This window comes from Ihubacter massiliensis (assembly GCF_024125305.1).
GTDB classification, from domain to species: Bacteria; Bacillota; Clostridia; order Peptostreptococcales; family Anaerovoracaceae; genus Hominibacterium; species Hominibacterium faecale.
Genome location: NZ_JAMXVH010000001.1, coordinates 1 through 15,528, shown reverse-complemented (window position 1 = coordinate 15,528; position 15,528 = coordinate 1). Strand labels below are relative to the sequence as shown.

Here is a 15,528-nt window from a genome sequence, read left to right as displayed (position 1 = left end):
TCCTCCTTATTTCAGTAAAGATAAATGCGTTTTCAGTCCGGCAAAGCCGTCCACCTCAAGCCATTTTAGCTTCTGATAAAGCCTCGTCTTTTCGTCGCAATCCGGGCCAAATATCTTATCTACGTCCACACGCTCCGGCCGGCCCATTTCTTTAAACTTCTTGTTGAGCTGCTTCTGATACCATTTCGCATGGACATTTTTGATTAGCTTATTTTTCCGATAATACAGATAGTGTTTCCCGATCTGCTTTTGCGTTGCTGGCCCGCAGCTGCTATCTTCTTCGAGATTGCAGTCATAGGATTTATTCATCGCTTTCTGCAAGGCTCTTGTGTCCTCATTCGCAATATATTTTTTAGCGGTCGGTTTTGCTGGCTCCGGTTTTGGCGTGCTGCTGCCTGATCCACCGCTGGTCTTGATAGTCCCGCCAAACACCTCGCAGATGCCCTCTGCGATGCCCAGGGCAATTTTTTTACTCCATGCGGGGTCAAGGATATACTTGATATCAACCTTGCTGTCCATAAAGCCGCACTCGATCAGGCAGGCGGGCATCTTTGTATGGAGGATCACATAAAAGTTTGCTGTCCTGGTCCCGTCCGCCCGGTTACCTTTGAGGTTGCCCCTCTTGATTGCATGCTTATAGATGGCCGACTGTGCCTTTTTGCTCTTGCTCTGGCAGCCTTGAGATACATAGACTTCCGTACCTCCGCCAGAGCTGCCATTAACGCCGCTGTTGTGGTGTACGGATATGTAAAAGTCCGCACCCCAGGCGTTTGCTTTTTGCACCCTTGCCGCCAGAGAGACGTCCGTGCTGCCGTCTGTATCGTCCATACGCTTTACAGTGTGTCCGGCTGATTTGAGTAGTCTCCCCAGTTCATCAGCTACCCGGTCATTTAAGACCCATTCTCTTGTCTCGTGTTTGTCCAATTTTTTCATACAGCGCTTTCCCGGCGTATACCGGCCGTGTCCTGCATCAATTGCTATTTTTGCCATAATAATTCCTTTCTCCCTCTCTCTTCGAGGGTATAAAAATAGACCCCTTGAGGTCTGTTATAACTGATAGGTTGTGCATATCCGGTATGTGTGCCCAACTGCCATATTGAGTGACGCATCCGCAGAGTATACCATTAATGAGCCGGTCGGAATTACCCATAAAATCGCAAGTTTACAGACTGCCCCTTGAGCAACATATACTGTGCGGATCGTCGTTAGCTGTGGACGGTACTCCTCTGGGATAATGCCAATTTGGATACCACCACTACCATTAAGTGTGTGTGTTGTTTTTACTGTTGCCAAAAATGTTATATCCACCATGTTACCCGTCTTTGCAGCCTTTGCCGTATTAGGGGTCAGATAGCTGTTTATATTAGTAATTGCTGCCTCTGTTTGAGTTTGTTTTTCCAGCAGGGATTGCTGCAACTGATTAAACATTGCGATCATCTGATCTTGTGTATAACTCACGCCGCACACCCCCTTTCGAGGGTTATTTCCACTTGCCGATTAAAACAGCGTCCCAAGTTACTAACAAGTCCGAAAAAGCATAGGACGAACTCATTTGCACATAGACTTTCCCGCCATTTATCGCAAACAGTGCCGCAGCATAATGATTGGCCGTTGCTGATCCGATCACTTTTATATCGTCTATAAACAGTCCTGTAGGGATATTTACCGCTCGATCTACTGCATACCAACATGCGCCTGATGTCCCGCCTAAAGCCATTGTTATCTTCTTCTCGCCGCCCCAGGCAATCGCTAAGCCGTTGGGTAGCTTGACATAATTCCAAATACCTTCTGTTTTGACCTCTAAGCCGCCAAATAGGGCTTGGAGTGCGTTGTTCGCATAATCGATTCCATTCATGCCACGCACCCCCTAATCTGGACAAGACACCTAAAAATACTGCTTTTAAGCGCCCCCCCGACAAAATTTTGGACGGGATAGGCTCAATCCCAACAATTTTTCTGATCGACTGTGTATCCAACGTCATGTGCGAGCCGGACGGTAAATGTTGAATTGTGCCAGCGCCCTGAAAAGTCAGTGTTGTTCCAGATATTACAAGACTAATCGCTGCGCTTGTATGTTTATTAGGGCTTACGTTTGGCAACATATTTGCGCCAACGATCCTGCCATCAATTAGACAGCACCGAACAGGTGAAGTCGTTGTCCATAAATAGACATCAAACTCGTTGTATTTATCCACATCCGGCACGGTTATGCTACCGCTGCTCCACCCGGTGCCATTCTCCCACAATACTTTGTTTCGTGCCGCCATCAGTTTAAAGATATCTTGCAGCCCTTTATTTAACTTTTCTATTCCATTACTCATTCTCTTTCCTTTCCCACCCCTCCGAGCGGGAGAGGTGTCTTTATTTATACTTGCTATACTGTCAGATCAATGCCTGCGGCCTGGGCGGCTGCGATGGTTTCATCGGATATGAGATTTGCTAGGGCATCTTGCAGCGTCGCGATATTCGTCGCGTTTTGCTTGCCTTTGTCTCCTCGGTACGCGGTCGAGGAGGTCTCTCCCAAAGCAAGCGACGGGCTGATCTCCACATACGCGGATCCCGTCCATCGGTAGGTCAGGTTCGTGTTTGTGGCCACGTAGATTTTTCCTGCTTCACCGGCATTTGGAAAATTTGCTTTACTTGCGTATTCAAGTACATCATCCACGTAGCTTGGCAGCTGCGCCGACAAGACTTTCCCATTCGCATCCAGCTCCGCCACACCGGATGCGGCACCTTTCTGTGATGTGGCGATCGCGCCCACCTGGGCAGCAGTCGTCTGATGCGGGTTGCTGGTGTTTGATAGATGACTGTGGGCGGCGTCATACTTTGTTTTCAGATCATTCGTGAGATCGTTCGTTGATAGACCCTTTCCGGTGACCTTGTCGACCTTTTTGTCGTCGAGTTTTTTCAGTTCCGTGTCTGATTTCCGGAAATTATCATTCGCCACCTCTACATCGTAAAATTCATCTTTGTCCGGTAAGACAAAGCCCATATTGGGTGTTGTTGTTTTAGCCATTCGGCAGTACCTCCTCCCTTAATTGTCCATGTGTGTATGCGGATAGCTGCGCATGTGTGAATCGTGCCAGCGTTTTGTACTGGTTATAGATCAGGCCGACGCTGCAAACCAAATTGCAGGGCAAAATCTTTTCCAGCAGCCGCTCAACCGCAAGCTTGTTATTCTTGGCAGTCAGTTCCACGCCCACCTCAACCGTAAAAGCATTTACATCCAGCATTACCTGATATCCGTCCGTTCCACATAAAGCCGCGAGCATGTCGGCCAGCGTGCGCTCTGTATACGGCGTGCTTTCCGTCAGACGCGCCAGCAGGTTAAAGCGCCGTTCCTCCAGAGTTGCGCCCGGAATTGGCTCTACGCTATAAATTTGTTCGTAGCGGGCGATCGCATCCTCATCAGCCGTTTCGATAAACTGATTCTCAAGCCCCTGCCTGATTTGCGCAAGGATGGAATCCAGTTCGACTTGTTCGACTGCTGTGATTGCCCGAAGCTCCCGATAGCTTTTCAAATGCTCCGGATAATATTCGATTAACTCCTTATGCTCCATTAAACGTCCCCCTTACTGGTACTTGACTGCCTCTGAGCGCAATGTTTTTCGGTGATCCATTGATCGTCGTGTCTTCAATATCTAAGATTTCTGTCAGGTTCAGTAGCCGGTTCTCGATCTGGCTGATTCGCACAATCGTGCCAATGTCAGCAGCATCATCGCCCCAGGCAATCCGCAATTCCTCAAAATAGGTGATCAGTGCCGCCGTGATGGATTCTTTCGCCAGCGCATCGGTGTAACCTTCCGCGTAGGTCACGGTTGCCGTGATATTCATGGTGACCGGTTCCGCGCCTACTACTGTGACCCGGTGACCGATCGGGGCGATGCCTTTTCCCTCTCCGGTGTTTGAGATCGGATCGAGGATGGCCTGCACCTCATTGATGATTGCAGCAGACGGCACATCATGCAGATGATCCAGTAAAATCACCTTCACCGTGCCGCCGCCGTTCCACACCGGGACGATCTTGCAGCCGCCAGCATGATCGATGCTATTCACTTTGTTTTTATAGTCAGCCAGGTTCCCGCCAAAGTCTTGGCCGGCCACGTTGTCAAAATATCGCTCCCGAAAATCCTCAACGTCCTCATCATCGCGGCCCGGTTCCAGCAGCTCCACGATTTCAGCCGTCTCTAAGTCCTCCACTTCCTCCGTGTCCGCCGGAACAAGCTGCCCGGAAGAACGGTTGCCGATCACGCCCGGCTCTTCGCATTCCAACTTGTAGACGCCATCTTCGATCTTCTCCGTTGCGGCAAAGAGCAGTTCCGTTTCTTCTTCGACAAACCGGATCCCGGTCACGTCCAGATCGGCGGGTGTAAATACCCCTTTCACGACCGCCGGTTCGCCTTCCTTGTATGCAATCAGCCGTTCCTTTGCCCGCCGGATCAAATAATCCAGACTGCAGGTATCGGCAAACGCTTCCATAAGCACAAGATTCAATTCCTCATACAGCAATTGTATTTCCCAGGCCGCCGGTGCCAGTGCGTTATACATGACGCTGCCCTCCCGGGTGTCCAGCTCTTCCGGGAGATTTGCAAGCAGCCGCTCCATGATTGACTCAAACTCTTGTCCATATAAAATTACATCCTCATCCATTGATTTTCACCTCCGTTCCCATGTCGATCTCGCCAGCAGTCGTCGTTACAATAAACTTGACAGCCACGGAATCCCTTGCCACCTGCTCAAACTCAAACTGATCCACGCTTTCCACCCGATCGTCCTGCAGCAGCGCGTCTTTAATCGCATCTTCAATGCTGACGAAGACGAGCGGTGCTGGTTGCCCAATCAACGCCGTAAGCTCCGTGCCGTAATCCTCGCTATAAATCTCATACGCGCCCCGCTCCGTTTGCAGGATCAGGGATAGCGACTGCTTAATCGCATCCAGGTCGTCGATCTCTCCAGCAACCGTCAAGCTATCCTCGTTAAGACGATAGGTGCGGCTTGTTATTAGCGCTTCTTCTGTTTCCGTCTCATCGACCAGCAGGTTTTCTTCTCCTTCCGGTAACATCAATCCACCCCCTTATCTATAAATAAAAATCGCTGCCCGCCCTGCATCCGCAGGAGAACAGCTTTATCTCCTTTTGCCAGCTTATCCACTGACGCTTCCGTTTTGATTAAAAAATCTTCGTCAATAACATGCTTGCTGCCGATTTTAATTTTCAGCGGACTTACGCTCTGTACGGTCCCGAAGGTGATTTCCATTGGAGCCGCCGCCTGAACCGCTTCTACCGCGGCCTGTTTGATCAGCGTCAATAATTGCTCAGACATGAAATTCCCCCTTTATCCCCGCAAGGCTCAAATCCATCGTGTGGGCGCCGTTTACAAACGTATGCTTGACTTTTTCCACCAGCATGAAATTGCTGATCGATTTATCCCCAAGATCAAGCTTGACCACCAAAGACGAGCCGCCACGCACCCTTGTGTCGCCAAACTGCTTCTTTACCGACAAGGTCCTTTGTTCGATCCCATAATATTGCGCCAGAATCTTAGCTTTCTGTTTCATTTCTTTTTTTGATAGCCCCTCTGCCTTTTCCACGTATTGCAGCACGCCCCATTTCTTCTGTTTTGCCGTGCTGTTTCGCACATGGACTTCCCGGACGCCGGTCTTGTCATTGTCCGAATAGATTTTGATCCGGTTATAGGTGTCTTTATCGATCGTGGACTCATAATCCAGCGATTCCGCCGTGTCCTGGTCAACCAGGATCGGCAGCTTCATGCTTTCGATGTTTTTCAGCGTCAGCCGGCCGAAGTCATCGTAAAGGACAAACAGTTTTTTCGTATGACTGACCGTCAGATCGGACGCGTTTCCAAGGATGTCAAAGAGCGTTCCTTCCTCGATCCGGGCCGGAATCATGTACTTGGTATTCTGCACGGTTCCATATTCAAGTTTGTATTCCTTTGCGATCTGTTTCAGCAGCTTCGAGTAGGTCGTTTTCTTGTATGACCGCACGTCCTTATTCTTCAGATACCGCAGCTGGTCGTAACAGGTAATCGTCATGAACTTGCTGTCCTTTCGTTTGAAGGTGAAGACGTATCCGAAGAACATCCGCTTGTTGTCGTAGCGGAAGCGGACCGCATTACCTTTCGCGATTTTCAGGGTTGCGTCTTTATATACCGTGAAGGTCAGCTTCCCCGGCGTATTCTTCCGCTCGTATTCCAGCGTGATTTCACCTTCCAGCGCAGGCTGAAATACGGTGCTGCCGTTTTGGATCAGGAGTTCGGCGCCCTGGGTCAGAATCGCGTTTTTGGTCCGCAGGCTACTGTCCTGGTTGCCGATTTTCCCGGTTGTGGAAGTCACTTTTACGCTTGTGATGTCTTTTGATTTTTGCTCTGTTGTCGCTGCTCCGGAACTACTTGATGAACCTGTGCTTTTCGACGAACTCGACCCACCCACAGCAGATAAAACACTACCGCCTACCGCACCACCCGTGTACTTTGGAGCCGTATCGTTTTTGCTTACATAATTCATAGCGTTCTTTGCAACCCCATTTATACGGATTTCAAAATGTAAATGTGGACCGGTTGAGCGACCAGTAGACCCAATTCTTGCTATAGGTTGGCCAGCACTCACTTTTGCACCTGTACTTACAATAAAAGAACTACAATGGGCATATCTCGTTTCGATACCGCTCGCATGTCGAATTTTTACCAAATTCCCGTATGTCCCACTTGCTCCAACAAAGGTAACAGTCCCAGCCCTTGCAGCTACAATTTTATCACCGGCGCATCCACCGTAAGAAAGGTCCGTTCCATAGTGAAATCGCCCCCATCTTGGCCCGAATGGGGAAGTTACAACTGCTCTTGTAGACACAGGCCAAACAAAATTCCCCATATCCCATCACCTCACTTCTTCGGCAGCTTTAACTTGGTTCCCGGATAAATCCAGTGCCCATTCGAGCTGCTTTTCTTGCCATGTTTTTTCGCCGCATTTTCAATCGTTGTTTTGTTTAGCTTATAGATTTCTTTCCATCGGTTGCCGCTGCCCAGCTTTTTCTTCGCGATATTGATCAGGCAGTCGCCTTTTTTCACCGTGTAGGTTCCGCCAGAGCCCTTCTTGCTTGCGCTTTTTCTTGATTTCTTTGTGGACGTCGTGGTTTTTCCGCCGCTTTTCTGAAACGTGACGGTTTTGGTTCCATAATGCACCCACTGTTTGAAGTTCAAAGAAACCTTTAAATCCACGCCTTCGCCTGCGTCATCCTCAACCGTGTAATCCTCAAGCGTGCAGGTCATAGAGAAATTCCAGCCAAGCTCCCGGCTTGCCAGCTTCCGAATCAGCACCACCGGAAAAGTGGCCTTCGTGTTTTTTAGATTCTCGAGCTGGCTCAAATAAACGGACGGCGCCTGGAAGCCTGCTGACCCGTATTCTGCAAAGGGATACTTTACAGCCGGGATCAGCAGATCGGATACCTGGATATCCGTCAGACCAGGAGCCTTTAATCGGTTTACTTCTCCTTCATTGATCAAGGTGATCACTTCATTTTTGTTATTGATCTTAACCTGAAACTTCGATGGTGCTACCGGGTACAGAATATTGTTGATATAGAATTGATACATCAGGTATGCACCCCCTCAGCGCTTACGATTAAAGCGTTTTCAAGTTTTTTCGTCATGACGTTGATCACCCCGTCGATATCGCGGTCAGACGTGATCTGATTGGTCATGCCCTTCATGTCGACGGTGATCGATGCTGTGGTGTATTTATTGATGGCCTGCCGCTCCGCCAATTCCCGAAGCAATTTTAAATCCTCGGAACTTGCCTGGACAGAATCTTTGATCTTATCGGTGTTTTTATCGATGTTTCCGACGCCGTTTGTCAGGCTTGATGGGATGCTGCTCCCGGCTGCGCTTGCCGCGTCTTTGCCTCCGAACATATCTTTAATCTTGCCGCCGGCGCTGCTGCCTTTTCCATAACCCCATTTATATGCTCCGCTATATGACTTGCGGTCCATATAATAGTCTGCAGGGTTAATCGTTTGCACCTCTTCCTGATATTTTCCATTTCCAACCGTGTCGGCCCAACCATTCACCCGGTCGATCCAGCCGTTTACACTTGATACTAAGTCTGTGCCAAATAGCGTGTCCACTGCTTGCGCCAAAGCACTCAATAAATTTAGAGCGGTTGTACAGAAACTTGCAATCAGATGTGCCGCCGCTCCAAGCGGATCACGCAGGAAATTTGCAAAAAAGTTCGCAAAACCCCCGAGAAAATTCCATAAAGCCGCAAAGCCGCCAATCGCCATATTAACAAGTGATGCAACCAAATTCCAGATGAAAGCTCCTGCGGCTGCCAAGGCTCCCACAATAACACCGGTTGCGCTGATGGAGGTTCCCTTAACTTTGTTTATCACTGCAATGGCAATATAAATTATAGCAATAACAGCAACAATTAAGATCAGTATCCAAACAAGCGGACAGGCATATAATGCGGAGTTTAACCCCCACTGGGCCGCTGTCTCTGCCATTGTCGCCCCGGTGAATGCCGCCGCTACGGGAACTGCCAACATTTTAGCAAGCGTTGCAGCTCCTGTCGCGGCAGCCACTGCCAGTTCCACCCCTTTAAGCAATAATAGGTGGCCATAATATACAGATAATGCGGCAGCCACTCCTAAAATTAACGGCCCGATAAATTCCCAATTATCTGCTATAAATCCGCCGACTGCACCAACAATGTTAAAAATGCCAACTACAACGCTTGCTACAATAGCTAGACCATTAATCACCCCGTTCACAAAACGATCTAGTGACCCGCTGTTCGCAAGATTATTGATCATCTGTAAAACCGGTTCAAATTTCTGTATCGCGATGTTCTGTATCTGCGTCCATCTTTGCGCCCATGTCATAGGCATTTGATTAAATTGTTCATTGATCTGATCGGTTGCCCCCAGCATGGCATTCTTGACAATCTCCGCCGTAATCTGTCCTTCTGACGCCATGTTTCGGATTTCACCAATTCCAACATTCAAGTAATCTGCAACAGTCTGTATAACGTTTGGAGCAGCCTCGAACACCGCATTTAATTCCTCGCCTCGGAGCACTCCTGATCCTAACGCTTGTGTAAGCTGCAGCGATGCAGATGCCATTTCCTGCTGCGACGCTCCCGCGATGACGAACTGTTTGTTAAGATTTTCTGCAAACTGCACGGTCTCGGCGTTGGATGAAAAAGCATCCGCGGCTCTCAATCCAAGCTTAGCCACCACGTCCGCTGTTTCCAAATATGCGCCACGGGAGTTTTGCGCGGACTGGAAGATCATATCCTGAAGCTCTTTTGTTGACTGCAGGCGGTCATTCATCATGTTCAGCCGGGCAGTGGTCTGGGTCAGTTCGTCGGATACCCCGACCCCCATCTTGATCGTCTGCATTCCAGCATAGGCGCCTACCAAAGCACCAACCTTACCTTTCAGTCCGCTAAACAATGACTGCTGCCTATTGACGACCTGATTATTCTGCTTCAGCTGCTCTTCCATCTGTCTGAGCCCTGCATTGGCTTCTGCTACCTCGGACTGGATCGTGTCGAAATTCACATTTGCGCCACGGTCGAGTGCCTGCATGGAGCTCAGCGTCATATCGATGGCGTTGGTCATGTGCTGCATTGGGCCAGACACTAAATCATTTAATTGTATTGCTGTGCTTATCGTAGCCATATCCCAACCTCACAAAGGCCAAGGCTATTTGCTTTTCGCCTTGGCCAATTCCTTCTTCTCATTCTCCACCCGCACCTCGATGCTGGCGATAATAAACGCCTTGCTCTTTAAATCTAAATCTAAATATTCCTTGGGCGTCATACCAAACTTATGCAGGCAGTAATGGGCGTAACTCGCATCCGGGTCATCCCCGGTTATGAGTTTTTTGCTTTACCAACCTCTTCTTGCATGTTAAATCCATTTAGCTGACTGACAAAGGCAACCAGATCCGTGTACTCTCCTGGACTGTTCACCATTTCGGTCAGCAGCTCCTCCGGCGTCATCACACCGTAAGAATCAAGCAGTTCCGCGCTGTTTAAATCGGGGACCACGGTAGACATGCAAATCATTGCCTTATTGATCTTCGCAGCGTTGGCCTTCTGCCGATACATGCCCGGCTTCCCTGGGATTGGCACCTCAATTGTATTATCCTCCTGAATCTGATCCATTTCATCCGATGTGATCTGCCGGAACTCCCATTCAAGGGGTTTGCCGTTTTCATCGCAAAGCGACTTTGTAGCCGCATAAAATACGTGTTCTTTCTTCTTCTGATTTTCCTTCATAAACGATTTAAAATCCGCCATATTCTCCTCCTTAAATTCCTTTCAGTTCTGTAAACAGTTCCGGCATGTTCCAATCTTCGAACGTGCCCTCCATTGATTCTTCCAGCCATTCCCCTGCCGCGTCAAACTTGGCTAGGGTGATCTTGTCCGTATTGCAGCCAAGGATATTGACCGTCTGGGCCCCGACGCCGGACGATGGGTCGTTGTTGCGGATCATGACGTCAAAGTACATGTCCGCACCCGTATCCTTGTATTCGGTCAGTGCTTTTCGCATGATGGACTGGTTGTAATGAGCCTTTCCGGAAAAAGTGCCTTTCAAGCCGATGGCCTTGTTCCCTTCCATCGGTCTGCCCAAAATCGGCACGGAAGACTTCTTCTTTTCCACCGTCGCTTCAAAATCGATCATGTTCATAAAGTTAAACCTGCGGCCATTGATTGTTAAATAGCACTCTGCCATCTTCGCAGAAACCGCATTTTCACTTGCCATTGTAATGTTTCCGTCCATGTGTTACCTCCTATTCAATCACGCAGGTCAGATATAATTTTTCCATCGTACCGGTAACGGTCACCGCATCACTGACCGCAACGGCAACCTTCGACGTTCCTTGCGTCACGGACACGTCGGAATCCTCAAACTCCTCGATCGCTCCAATGCCTTGCAAAGCAAGATGATGCTGCACAATATCGTTCCATAGCGCCATCCGACCGGCCACATTGTTCTTGATTTTTCCGATGTACCGGGTATTGAAGATATTCGCGATTGAGGTCGCAATTTCATCGATAACCCGGATCGTCCCGCTACTCTGAAAAACTTCGCCTTTTGTATCTGTGAGCGTCAGCAAGCTGTTGATATCCTTTAAGACACGCACATCGGACCCGACACGATGAAACGCAAATTCTCCGGCCAGGATCGCCTTTTCGAGTTGAATCTGCGTGTAATTCACGTCAACCTCAAAAGCGCCATCATAGAGCTTGTTTGTCAACGATTCTTCAACCCCGCAGCCTGCTGCAGCGCCGGCCGTCCAGTAAACCAATGCCGACTCTGGCACTCCAGTGTCCAGGACTTTGTTTTTGACATTGATCACGCCCTCATAGTCCGCAGCATGGTTATAAACAACCACCTGAAATTTTGATCCGACCTCTTCCCGCATCCGTTTGCCGAAGTTGCAGTAAAGCGTCTTGATCGTGTTATCCGTCGCCGCACACCCGATCACATTGAACGCATAGCCCTCGATCTGATCCAGGAACGCCTGATGGGAATCGCCGTCCACCGTCCCGTTCGTGCCGCCGGTCATCGCCGTCGCCGCAGTTACATTCAGCGTCGCATTGGCTTTCCAAGTTACAAAATCATTGCGTTTCAGTTCCGCGGCCGTCTTAACGGTCTGCTCATCGACCTTTGTACTGCCTAAAAATGTTTGCACATCAAACGCCGTGGAGTCGTCTATGTTCGTTTGAATGACGATTTTAATATCATTGCCCCGGGTGCCGCTATAAAGCGCTGTTGCGAAGTCATTCTGTGCTTTCGCGCCGCCACCGTTAAGCCGGTACAGCTGCAGCGTCGTCGCATTCAAAAGCATTTCCCGGATATAGGTCAGCTTGTCGTGGTCCTTCCCATATCCGAAGATGCTCTGTGCGTCCAATCTCAGCTTTTCCGCATCGACCTCAAAGACTTCTCCGTCCGGTCCCCAGTCCAGCTCTACACCCATCGCAACCACGCCCCGGTCTGATAAACCGGACCCGGTATTGACCGCGGAAATGAATACCATGTAGGACCCCGGAAGGATTTTGTTTTGTGATGTAAAATATCCACCGCCTAAAGCCATTTATTTCACCTTTCCTTTCCTAAATTTCTCAATTTCAGCGTCAACCTGATCGAGCGTGTATTCCTGGTCTTTCAGAATCGCTCCCAGCAGATCGCGCCGATTGCTATATTTTTCTGCAGCAAGAATCTGTGCTTTCGTGTAAGCCGGCGCAGACTTTGCTGTTTCCTTTTTCTCTGCCATATCCTTATCCTTTCAAATTTACCTGTTGCGTTAACGTCTCCATCGGATCGCCAGTATCGGCCTTATCCATAAACGTGTTGTAGCTGACCTGGAAGTGCAGCACGCCATCGACGTATTCACCCTCCATGTTGCTGCCGAAGATCAACCGGCCGTCAGCCATTACGGATTCCAAGGCTAAATACAGCCGCTCCTGTACCGCCATGCTTTCATTTCGAAAATCAGGGCTCTTCGGGAAATACTGGACCATGAAGAGATTTTCACGGTAATACCGATATCCTCTGAACAATTCACTTTTGGGACTGACGCAAGTAATCAAAAAGCACGGCTCCGTTAAGCCCTGCTCAATATCCTCTGTATAGATTTCATATGCGTCGCCAAACTCCTTATTTAAAGCCGCAGCGATCCCGTCTATCAATCTATTAATCATTTGAATGCCTCCCGGAGTTTGCTCTCCAATTTCTTTTGCAGGAAGGTTGACGCCATCGACTGAATTTCTTGAACGGAAATGGTCATCATGAAACGTCCAGGCACCCAACCTTTTCCGCCGCTTGTTCGGTGTCCATATTCAACATAGCTCGCATACTCGGTCGGATTAATAATCTCTATTTGAAGCAGTCCACCCGTTCGAACGACACGCATGGTCTGGTTTGCTGTACTCCACGCTCGCCTCAACGTGCCGCCTACTTTTCCACTTCCTGTAGAATAGACGCCTACCGGTGTCCGCTTGATGGCTTTCCGCAGAAGTCTTGCAGCCAGCTCCTTTGCGCACTGTTCAACAAAATCCTGCCGCATATTCGAATTAAGCTTTTCAACTCGCTTCTGGAACTCTGCGAGCTCTTTAAAGTCGACCTTCACATTCTTTCCCATTACGCCCACCTGTCGAAGATTTCCAGCATGATTTCCTGATGCACCGAATAAACTGCAGGCGGCCCAGACTGCATATAGGCTGTCGCTATACCCTCATGCAGCACAACAATCTTCGAGCCGGGCTTAATCCGCATTGATTTGTCACAAAGCAACTTAATCGACTGTGTGAGCGCGGCAGCCTCCTGCTGATCAGCAGAGGCAACCGTTTTAAAGATGATCTTGCACGGTTCATTCGTGATAACTTCCACATCCTCAAATCCGGTCGTCTTATTCGCCCTTCCCACCTTCTGATGTTCAATCACGGTCAGGCGGTCCCGCCAAAGTGACTTGACCGCCCTCTCCGCAAGTTTCATATTTGCTACCATCGCAGCCTCCTAAACGCCAACAAATCCGCATCATGGTCCAGCAAGTGGCCGATCAAGGCCATCAGCTTATCTGCCGCAGACGCATGGTCCATAAAAGTGATTTTTACGTCGCCTTCGTCGATGGACTTCACTGCCGCATCGACATCAAATTCATTCAGCTCCCCCAGCTGCTGCATCTGATATAGGTATTCACCGCATATCAGATCGACCGCCGCATGGGTCAGGCCATTTGGCACCTCTGTAAGATTGCAAAAGCCTCGGATTTTTCCTTCCACTTTACCTCCGGCGAAGGTCAGCGCCGTTTCGTTGACCGTTACGCCAAAAGTTTCCAGACGTTCCTTTGCCAATTTTAGTAGATCAACCATCCTGATCAGCTGCCTTTTTCTTTGCCTCTGTCTTCTTTTTCTTCGGCGCGGGGCTCTGTTTTGGGGCCTCCTTTTGCCGATGTCTTCTCAGTAACATACTCCTCACCTACTTTTTGAACTTCGCAAGTACGACTTTCGAATCGTTGGACAGCACCGCTGTGTAATGCTCATCCGCGGAAATCACGGTTGTCTTTGCCAGAATGTCTCGATCATCTTCCAGTACCACATCCCGTTTCATATAAATGGTCAGCGCCGGAGACTCTTCAGAAAAGCCATCCGCCGCCGGGTCTTCATTGGGGTCGCTTCCCGTCACGACGATCGGATTTAAATACGCACCTGCATTCTCCTTGACTTTCTTGGATGGAACCACCTGACAGCCTGCGATTTCTCCAATTGTACCAGTCATAATGACATCCATCGGGTACTTATTACGGTCTTTGAAATTCTCATCCAGACGCAGCTGTGTGATTTGTTTTGGATGCACGAAGATAATTTTCTTGGTCGGTGTGTCAGATTCGTCCTCAAACAAATCCACCGCATTTACAACGCCTTCATAGCTGATCGTCGCAGCGCTGCCATCATACTGCAATGTTGCTTTGCCTAACTCTTCGTGGCAATCATTATCGACCTTTGCAGCGATGCTCATCGTCAATTGATTCGTGGCCTCGCCCACCGGATCGCCATACCCGCTTAAAACGGCTTCATCCGTCAGCTCTACGGCTTTCCCTGCCTTCTTGACGGTTGCTTCCGTGGTGGATGCGGTCAGCACGGTTGTACCCATAGCAACACCTTCCGCCACGTCTTCCGCGTCCCCAATGTACGCATATTTTGGTACTGTGATTGTATTACCCGGCTGTCCTGCCAAGGTGTCATCGATCTTTGCGATCGGGGAGAACTTGATTTTCTTTGGAAGCTTGGCCGAAATCATCGGCGCCATTACTTCCGGATTGATTAAGTTTGTTAATTTTGTCTGTGCCATTTTTTATTCCTTTCTACTACTTTTCCGTGGCTATGCCAATTAAGGCATCGTAGGTTTCCCTATCGTTGTCATATAGAGCTGCCCTTTCTTTGTATCCCATCTTGGTAAACTGTTCCCTGGTGATTCCTTGCGGCTTTTTATCGCCCGGTTCACCTGGATTTGCCCCCTTGATGGTTGGTTTTGCCTGTTTTTCTTCAAACAGAAACTTCGTATCATCGGCCTTTATCAGCTTACTAATCTGCTCTTTTAATCCGACGATCGTCCCATCGTCAGCTAGTTTTGCATCCTTTAAATCAAGCAACGCTTTAACAGCAGTCGTATTCTTAGCCCTTGCCGTCGTGAGGGCTGCCGATACCGCGGAATCAATTTTCAGCCTCATCACCTCGGCTTCATGGTCTTTCTTCGCCTGTTCGTTTGCCGCCTGCAGCTTTGTGATCTGTTCTTGCAGTTCCTCGTTACCTTTGGATTGTTTTTTCAGGTCATCCAGCTGCTTATCGCGGTCGAACAACTGCACTTCGAGGGTCTTTTTTGCCTCGCTTAACGCATTAAAATCAACTCTTGCCACAAAGCCCAGTCCGATCTGTTTTGAAACCTTCTTGTCGATATCTTCTGTATAGGCATCACCCAAGATATCTTTTAGCCACTGTAACAT

The 15,528-nt window shown here is 49.0% G+C and carries 21 protein-coding genes and 1 pseudogene; all 22 read right to left on the bottom strand.

The features are described 5' to 3' along the window. Positions 1 to 6: 6 nt before the first annotated feature. Positions 7 to 990, bottom strand: a complete 984-nt coding sequence (locus tag NIA71_RS00105; protein ID WP_148399233.1) for an N-acetylmuramoyl-L-alanine amidase — start codon at positions 988 to 990, stop codon at positions 7 to 9. 57 nt (positions 991 to 1,047) lie between these two features. Next, complete coding sequence (locus NIA71_RS00100; RefSeq protein WP_253019337.1) at positions 1,048 to 1,458, bottom strand: hypothetical protein; 411 nt, start codon at positions 1,456 to 1,458, stop codon at positions 1,048 to 1,050. A gap of 22 nt (positions 1,459 to 1,480) precedes the next feature. After that, positions 1,481 to 1,855 carry a hypothetical protein gene (locus tag NIA71_RS00095; protein WP_253019336.1) on the bottom strand — a complete coding sequence of 125 codons (375 nt, stop codon included), beginning with the start codon at positions 1,853 to 1,855 and terminating at the stop codon, positions 1,481 to 1,483. 519 nt (positions 1,856 to 2,374) lie between these two features. After that, a complete protein-coding gene (locus NIA71_RS00090) occupies positions 2,375 to 3,016 on the bottom strand; it encodes a hypothetical protein (RefSeq protein WP_253019335.1) in 642 nt (213 codons plus the stop codon). Continuing rightward, entirely contained in the window at positions 3,009 to 3,560 is a 552-nt protein-coding gene (locus tag NIA71_RS00085; RefSeq protein WP_148399205.1) for a putative phage tail protein, read from the bottom strand. The genes NIA71_RS00090 and NIA71_RS00085 overlap by 8 nt, the downstream gene beginning before the upstream one ends. Next, positions 3,550 to 4,650 (bottom strand): baseplate J/gp47 family protein, encoded by a 1,101-nt coding sequence (locus NIA71_RS00080; RefSeq protein ID WP_148399204.1) that lies wholly within the window; start codon positions 4,648 to 4,650, stop codon positions 3,550 to 3,552. The genes NIA71_RS00085 and NIA71_RS00080 overlap by 11 nt, the downstream gene beginning before the upstream one ends. Further along, the gene (locus NIA71_RS00075; RefSeq protein WP_148399203.1) at positions 4,643 to 5,062 is read right to left on the bottom strand and encodes a DUF2634 domain-containing protein; all 420 of its coding nucleotides are present in this window, start codon (positions 5,060 to 5,062) and stop codon (positions 4,643 to 4,645) included. Before NIA71_RS00075 ends, NIA71_RS00080 begins: the two co-directional genes overlap by 8 nt. Then, positions 5,062 to 5,322 carry a DUF2577 family protein gene (locus NIA71_RS00070; RefSeq protein ID WP_148399202.1) on the bottom strand — a complete coding sequence of 87 codons (261 nt, stop codon included), beginning with the start codon at positions 5,320 to 5,322 and terminating at the stop codon, positions 5,062 to 5,064. Before NIA71_RS00070 ends, NIA71_RS00075 begins: the two co-directional genes overlap by 1 nt. Next, positions 5,315 to 6,523, bottom strand: coding sequence for an XkdQ/YqbQ family protein (locus tag NIA71_RS00065; RefSeq protein WP_253019334.1), 1,209 nt, complete (start codon positions 6,521 to 6,523; stop codon positions 5,315 to 5,317). Before NIA71_RS00065 ends, NIA71_RS00070 begins: the two co-directional genes overlap by 8 nt. A 15-nt stretch (positions 6,524 to 6,538) precedes the next feature. After that, positions 6,539 to 6,886, bottom strand: a pseudogene (locus tag NIA71_RS20015) (M23 family metallopeptidase); the annotation flags it as partial. A gap of 11 nt (positions 6,887 to 6,897) precedes the next feature. Beyond that, positions 6,898 to 7,608 carry a LysM peptidoglycan-binding domain-containing protein gene (locus NIA71_RS00060; protein WP_253019333.1) on the bottom strand — a complete coding sequence of 237 codons (711 nt, stop codon included), beginning with the start codon at positions 7,606 to 7,608 and terminating at the stop codon, positions 6,898 to 6,900. Then, positions 7,608 to 9,695, bottom strand: a complete 2,088-nt coding sequence (locus NIA71_RS00055) for a tape measure protein (protein WP_253019332.1) — start codon at positions 9,693 to 9,695, stop codon at positions 7,608 to 7,610. Before NIA71_RS00055 ends, NIA71_RS00060 begins: the two co-directional genes overlap by 1 nt. A gap of 194 nt (positions 9,696 to 9,889) precedes the next feature. Then, positions 9,890 to 10,318, bottom strand: a complete 429-nt coding sequence (locus NIA71_RS00050) for a phage tail assembly chaperone (protein ID WP_148399217.1) — start codon at positions 10,316 to 10,318, stop codon at positions 9,890 to 9,892. Positions 10,319 to 10,328: 10 nt separating this feature from the next. Further along, positions 10,329 to 10,802 carry a phage tail tube protein gene (locus tag NIA71_RS00045; RefSeq protein WP_148399218.1) on the bottom strand — a complete coding sequence of 158 codons (474 nt, stop codon included), beginning with the start codon at positions 10,800 to 10,802 and terminating at the stop codon, positions 10,329 to 10,331. Between the two features lie 10 nt (positions 10,803 to 10,812). Next, on the bottom strand, positions 10,813 to 12,120 hold the full coding sequence (locus NIA71_RS00040) for a phage tail sheath family protein (protein ID WP_253019331.1): 1,308 nt from the start codon (positions 12,118 to 12,120) through the stop codon (positions 10,813 to 10,815). Then, positions 12,121 to 12,300, bottom strand: a complete 180-nt coding sequence (locus tag NIA71_RS00035) for a hypothetical protein (protein WP_148399243.1) — start codon at positions 12,298 to 12,300, stop codon at positions 12,121 to 12,123. A 4-nt stretch (positions 12,301 to 12,304) separates the two neighbouring features. Continuing rightward, on the bottom strand, positions 12,305 to 12,727 hold the full coding sequence (locus NIA71_RS00030; protein WP_148399244.1) for a phage tail terminator family protein: 423 nt from the start codon (positions 12,725 to 12,727) through the stop codon (positions 12,305 to 12,307). Continuing rightward, positions 12,724 to 13,167, bottom strand: coding sequence for an HK97 gp10 family phage protein (locus NIA71_RS00025; protein WP_148399245.1), 444 nt, complete (start codon positions 13,165 to 13,167; stop codon positions 12,724 to 12,726). The genes NIA71_RS00030 and NIA71_RS00025 overlap by 4 nt, the downstream gene beginning before the upstream one ends. After that, positions 13,167 to 13,532, bottom strand: coding sequence for a hypothetical protein (locus NIA71_RS00020; RefSeq protein ID WP_148399191.1), 366 nt, complete (start codon positions 13,530 to 13,532; stop codon positions 13,167 to 13,169). Before NIA71_RS00020 ends, NIA71_RS00025 begins: the two co-directional genes overlap by 1 nt. Further along, the gene (locus tag NIA71_RS00015) at positions 13,526 to 13,897 is read right to left on the bottom strand and encodes a hypothetical protein (RefSeq protein ID WP_253019330.1); all 372 of its coding nucleotides are present in this window, start codon (positions 13,895 to 13,897) and stop codon (positions 13,526 to 13,528) included. The genes NIA71_RS00020 and NIA71_RS00015 overlap by 7 nt, the downstream gene beginning before the upstream one ends. Positions 13,898 to 14,003: 106 nt before the next feature. Next, positions 14,004 to 14,876, bottom strand: coding sequence for a N4-gp56 family major capsid protein (locus tag NIA71_RS00010; protein WP_148399246.1), 873 nt, complete (start codon positions 14,874 to 14,876; stop codon positions 14,004 to 14,006). A 16-nt stretch (positions 14,877 to 14,892) separates the two neighbouring features. Next, a partial coding sequence (locus NIA71_RS00005; RefSeq protein ID WP_148399194.1) for a phage scaffolding protein occupies positions 14,893 to 15,528 on the bottom strand: 636 nt, incomplete at its 5' end.